Below are 5590 nucleotides of genomic sequence, written 5' to 3' on the forward strand. Positions count from 1 at the left end.
GGCTGCTGCACCTCCTCCACTTCCCGCGCGACGCGGTCGGCCACCCCGCGCCCGACGAGGGCGTGTTCCTCCTCACAGCGGTCAACGCGGCCGCGCCGCCGGCCACGGTGGCGGCCGCCCCCGTCGTCGCCCTGGACGGACACGCGTCGCTCTTCCTCACCTCGGCCGCGACGGCACCGGCCGGGGCGGTCCTGGTCCACCGGATCCGCGGGGTCGCCTGAACGGCTCCCGGGCGGCCGGGTCCCTGCCCTCCGGCGCCCCTTTGGGGCAGACTGGCCGAAACCGCACCGGCCGGAACCGCACCGGCCCGAACCGCACCACCGGCAAGAAGGCCCCGCCCGTGAAAGCGCTCACGTCTCCGGACGACCCCGCCCCGGCACACCCGCGGACCCCGGCCCACCCCCGGGACGACACCCAGGTGGACCCCCTGGCCGCCCTCCGCACCGCGGACGAGCCGCCCTGCGACGTGTTCCTGACCGGCACCGTCTTCCTGGACATCATCTTCACCGGCCTCGACACGGCCCCCGTCCGCGGCACCGAGTCCTGGGCCCGCGGCATGGGCTCCAGCCCCGGCGGCGTCGCCAACATGGCCACCGCGCTGGCCCGCCTCGGCCTGCGCACCTCGCTCGCCGCCTCCTTCGGCGACGACCACTACGGCGAGTACTGCTGGGACGCCCTCGAACAGGGCGAGCACATCGACCTCTCCCCGTCCCGCACGGTGCCCGGCTGGCACTCCCCGGTGACCGTCTCCATGGCCTACGAGGGCGAGCGCACCATGGTGTCCCACGGCCACGAGCCCCCCGAGGAGGAGCAGCCGGCGCCCGCGCTGCCGCCGCGCTCCCGGGCCGCCGTCGCCTCGCTGGCGCCCGGCCGCCGCGAGGCGTGGGTGGCGCACGCCGCCGAGGCGGGCGCGCTGATCTTCGGCGACGTGGGCTGGGACGACACCGGCGCCTGGGACCTGGCCGCCCTGCCGGACCTGGCCCACTGCGAGGCGTTCCTCCCCAACGCCGCCGAGGCGATGCGCTACACCCGCACGGACTGCCCGCGCCGCGCCGCCCACGCGCTCACCGAGCACGTCCCGGTGGCGGTCGTGACCCTCGGCGCGGAGGGCGCCTACGCGGTGGACGGCCGGACCGGCGAGGCGGCGGAGGTGCCCGCCATCGCGGTGGAGGCGCTCGACCCGACCGGGGCGGGCGACGTGTTCGTGGCCGGGTTCGTCACCGGGACCCTGGCGGGCTGGCCGCTGGCGGACCGGCTGGCGTTCGCCGGGCTGACCGCGGCGCTCTCCGTGCAGGACTTCGGCGGCTCGCTGTCGGCGCCGGGATGGGCCGAGGTCGCCGCCTGGTGGCGGACCGTGCAGTCCCTGGAGGGCCAGGACCCGGAGGGCCTGCGCCGGTACGCGTTCCTGGACGCCCTGATCCCCGGGCCGCTGCGCCGGGCCACGGCCCCGTGGCCGCGCCGGCGCGCCGTCCCCACCATCGGCTTCCGCCGCTCCGGCTGACCCCGCCACCCCGGCCGGCCGCCGGGCTCCGCCGCTCCGGCCCGCCCCCGCCCCGGCCGGTCCACGGCTCCGCCGCTCCGGGTGCCCCGGTTCCGGCCGCCGCGCCCCGTCAGCCGCGCCGTCACTCTTCCCGGGGACCGTTCCCCGCGGGGGCAAAAGCCCTGGGGGGTTGACCGTGACCCGTCGTACCCTGGGACACGGAAGGCCCCATGTGGCGGGCGAACTCCAGCGAGGAGGATGTGCAGGCCTACGAGCCGGCCCATGACGCAGACACCCCATGCCCCCGGTCCCGGCGAGGGACCCGCACGAGCGCAGATCACCGTCCCCGCCAAGCACCCGATGGTGACGGTGCTCGGATCGGCGGACTCCCTCCTGCGCGTGATCGAGACGGCCTTCCCCGGGGCCGACATCCATGTCCGGGGAAACGAGATCAGCGCGGTGGGCGACCCGGCGGACGTGGCGCTCATCCAGCGCCTGTTCGCAGAGATGATGCTGGTGCTCCGCACCGGGCAACCGATGACGGAGGACGCGGTGGAACGTTCGATCGCCATGCTGAAGGCGGGCGGAAGCGGTGACGGGGAGAGCCAGGAGACGCCGGCCCAGGTGCTGACGCAGAACATCCTGTCCTCGCGCGGCCGCACCATCCGCCCCAAGACGCTCAACCAGAAGCGCTACGTCGACGCCATCGACAAGCACACCGTCGTCTTCGGCATCGGACCGGCCGGTACGGGCAAGACGTACCTGGCGATGGCGAAGGCGGTGCAGGCCCTGCAGTCCAAGCAGGTCACCCGGATCATCCTGACGCGCCCGGCGGTCGAGGCCGGCGAGCGGCTCGGCTTCCTGCCCGGAACGCTCTACGAGAAGATCGACCCGTACCTGCGCCCGCTGTACGACGCCCTGCACGACATGCTCGACCCCGACTCGATCCCCCGCCTGATGGCGGCCGGGACGATCGAGGTCGCGCCGCTCGCCTACATGCGCGGCCGGACGCTCAACGACGCCTTCATCATCCTCGACGAGGCCCAGAACACCTCGCCCGAACAGATGAAGATGTTCCTGACCCGTCTCGGCTTCGACTCCAAGATCGTGATCACCGGTGACGTGACCCAGGTCGACCTTCCGGACGGCACCAAGTCGGGCCTGCGCCAGGTGCAGCACATCCTGGAGGGCGTCGAGGACGTCCACTTCTCCCGGCTGTCGTCCCAGGACGTCGTCCGGCACAAGCTGGTCGGACGTATCGTCGACGCCTACGAGAAGTACGACAGCACGCACGGCACCGAGAACGGCGCCCACAAGGGCGGCCGCGGCCGGGCCGGGCACAAGGGGAAGTAGACCGAGCAGCACCATGGCGATCGACGTCAACAACGAATCGGGCACCGAGGTCGACGAGGAGTCGATCCTCGACATCGCCCGCTACGCCCTCGCGCGGATGCGCATCCACCCCCTCGCCGAACTGTCGGTGATCGTGGTGGACGCCGACGCCATGGAGCAGCTGCACATCCAGTGGATGGACCTGCCGGGTCCCACCGACGTGATGTCCTTCCCGATGGACGAGCTGCGCCCGCCGTCCAAGGACGACGAGGAGCCCCCGCAGGGACTGCTCGGCGACATCGTGCTCTGCCCGGAGGTCGCCGAGAAGCAGGGCAAGGAGGCGCCGACCGGGCACTCCATGGACGAGGAGCTGCAGCTGCTCACCGTCCACGGCGTCCTCCACCTCCTGGGCTACGACCACGAGGAGCCCGACGAGAAGGCCGAGATGTTCGGTCTCCAGGCCGCCATCGTCGACGGCTGGCGCGCGGAGAAGGGCCTCACCGGCCCGTCCCCGGCCCCGACCGTCTCATGAGCGTTCAGCTCGTCGTGGGCGTCGTCGCCCTGCTGGTCCTCGCCTGGCTGGCCGCCTGCGCGGAGGCCGGCCTGGCGCGGGTGTCGAGCTTCCGGGCCGAGGAGGCCATACGCACCGGCCGCCGGGGCAGCGCCAAGCTGGCCCAGGTGGCGGCCGACCCCACCCGCTACCTCAACGTGGCGCTGCTGGTCCGCGTCGCCTGCGAGATGGCCGCCGCGGCCCTGGTCACCCACGCCTGCCTCGACCGCTTCGCCGAGACCTGGCAGGCGCTGCTGACCGCCATCGCGGTGATGGTGCTGGTCTCCTACGTGGCCGTCGGCGTCTCGCCGCGCACCATCGGCCGCCAGCACCCGCTGAACACCTCCACCGCCGCCGCGTACGTGCTGCTGCCGCTGGCCAGGATCATGGGGCCGGTCCCGTCCCTGCTGATCCTCCTCGGCAACGCGCTCACCCCCGGCAAGGGCTTCCGCCGCGGCCCGTTCGCCTCCGAGGCCGAACTGCGCGCCATGGTCGACCTCGCCGAGAAGGAGTCGCTGATCGAGGACGAGGAGCGCCGCATGGTGCACTCGGTCTTCGAGCTGGGCGACACCCTGGTGCGCGAGGTGATGGTGCCGCGCACCGACCTCGTCGTCATCGAGCGGTTCAAGACGATCCGTCAGGCGCTCACCCTGGCGCTGCGCTCCGGCTTCTCCCGGATCCCGGTCACCGGCGAGAGCGAGGACGACGTCATCGGCGTCGTCTACCTCAAGGACCTGGCCCGCCGCACGCACATCAGCCGGGAGGCGGAGAGCGAGCTGGTCACCACGGTGATGCGGCCGGCGGCGTTCGTCCCGGACACCAAGAACGCGGGCGACCTGCTCCGGGAGATGCAGCGCGACCGCAACCACGTCGCGGTGGTCATCGACGAGTACGGCGGCACGGCCGGCATCGTCACCATCGAGGACATCCTGGAGGAGATCGTCGGGGAGATCACCGACGAGTACGACCGGGAGCTGCCCCCGGTGGAGGAGCTGGAGGACGGCTGCCACCGGGTCACCGCCCGCCTCGACATCAGCGACCTGGGCTCCCTCTACGGCGTCGAGGAGTACGACGACGAGGACGTCGAGACGGTGGGCGGCCTGCTCGCCAAGGCGCTGGGACGGGTCCCGATCGCCGGGGCCTCCTCGGAGGTGGAACTCCCCGACGGCCGCCGGCTGAAGCTGACCGCGGAGTCCGCGGCCGGGCGGCGCAACAAGATCGTCACGGTGCTGGTGGAGCCGGTCCGGCAGCCGGAGCCGTCCGGGGAAGAGGAGCGGACGGGCCGATGACCCCGCAGGAGCTGCGCGCGCTCTGCCTCTCCTTCAACGGGGCGGTGGAGGACTTCCCGTTCGGCCCGGACACCTCCGTGTTCAAGGTGGGCGGCAAGCTCTTCGCGCTGTCGGCGCTGGATGCGCGGCCCCTGAAGGCCAACCTCAAGTGCGACCCGGACGACGCGCTCCGCCTGCGGCGCGAGCACGGGGAGTGGATCCTGCCCGGGTGGCACATGAACAAGCGGCACTGGAACACGGTGACCGTCGACGGCGGGCTCCCGGACGCGCTGGTCCGGGAGCTGGTCGAGGACTCCTACGACCTGGTGGTCGCGGGCCTTCCGCGCGCGGAGCGGCTGCGGCTGGACCGGCCGTGACCCGGACGCCGGACGCCGTCCTCCGGACGCCGGGCTGACGTCGGGTCCGCCGCCGAGGATTCGTATGCTCGGACCATGACCGACAGCAGCGCGCTCGACCTCGACCCCGAGGACCGCAAGATCGTGACCCTGGCCCGTTCCGCGCGGGCCCGCAACGGCGTGCCGGAAGGGGCCGCCGTGCGTGACGAGACGGGGCGGACCTACGTCGCCGGGACCGTCGGCCTGGACTCGCTGAAGCTCAGCGCGCTGCGGACGGCGGTGGCGATGGCCGTCGCGTCCGGGGCGAAGTCGCTGGAGGCGGCGGCCGTGGTGACCGAGGCGGACCTCCCGGCCGAGGACCTGGCCGCCGTGCGCGACCTCGGCGGCCCCGGCACCCCCGTCCACCTCGCCGCGCCCGACGGTACGCTCCGGGAGACCCGTCCGGCCTGACCCGCGGCCCGGCCCTCGGCGCAGGGGCGCCCGCCCGGCCCCCACGGGGCCGCGCGGGTCCGCCCCGCCGCTCCTCTCCCGCGGACGCGGCCGGCCCGGCCCCGGCGGACGCGGCCGTTACGCCCGCGTGCCCTCGCGGAGGGCGCGGGCGGTC

At 73.8% G+C, this 5590-nt stretch carries 6 protein-coding genes and 1 pseudogene; all 7 read left to right on the forward strand.

From position 1 onward, the window contains the following. A pseudogene (locus tag A2U95_RS14535) lies at positions 1–221 on the forward strand (hypothetical protein); the annotation flags it as partial. Between the two features lie 197 nt (positions 222–418). Further along, positions 419–1501, forward strand: coding sequence for a carbohydrate kinase family protein (locus A2U95_RS14540; RefSeq protein WP_206282979.1), 1083 nt, complete (start codon positions 419–421; stop codon positions 1499–1501). 261 nt (positions 1502–1762) lie between these two features. After that, positions 1763–2833, forward strand: a complete 1071-nt coding sequence (locus tag A2U95_RS14545; protein ID WP_166022617.1) for a PhoH family protein — start codon at positions 1763–1765, stop codon at positions 2831–2833. Positions 2834–2846: 13 nt separating this feature from the next. After that, positions 2847–3344 (forward strand): rRNA maturation RNase YbeY, encoded by a 498-nt coding sequence (ybeY, locus tag A2U95_RS14550; protein WP_166022619.1) that lies wholly within the window; start codon positions 2847–2849, stop codon positions 3342–3344. Beyond that, on the forward strand, positions 3341–4651 hold the full coding sequence (locus A2U95_RS14555) for a hemolysin family protein (protein ID WP_166022621.1): 1311 nt from the start codon (positions 3341–3343) through the stop codon (positions 4649–4651). Before ybeY ends, A2U95_RS14555 begins: the two co-directional genes overlap by 4 nt. Further along, positions 4648–5007 carry an MmcQ/YjbR family DNA-binding protein gene (locus A2U95_RS14560; protein ID WP_166022623.1) on the forward strand — a complete coding sequence of 120 codons (360 nt, stop codon included), beginning with the start codon at positions 4648–4650 and terminating at the stop codon, positions 5005–5007. Before A2U95_RS14555 ends, A2U95_RS14560 begins: the two co-directional genes overlap by 4 nt. A gap of 75 nt (positions 5008–5082) precedes the next feature. Then, entirely contained in the window at positions 5083–5436 is a 354-nt protein-coding gene (locus A2U95_RS14565) for a cytidine/deoxycytidylate deaminase family protein (protein ID WP_166022625.1), read from the forward strand. Positions 5437–5590 lie beyond the last annotated feature (154 nt).

Source organism: Streptomyces chilikensis (assembly GCF_001642695.1).
GTDB classification, from domain to species: domain Bacteria; phylum Actinomycetota; class Actinomycetes; order Streptomycetales; family Streptomycetaceae; genus Streptomyces; species Streptomyces chilikensis.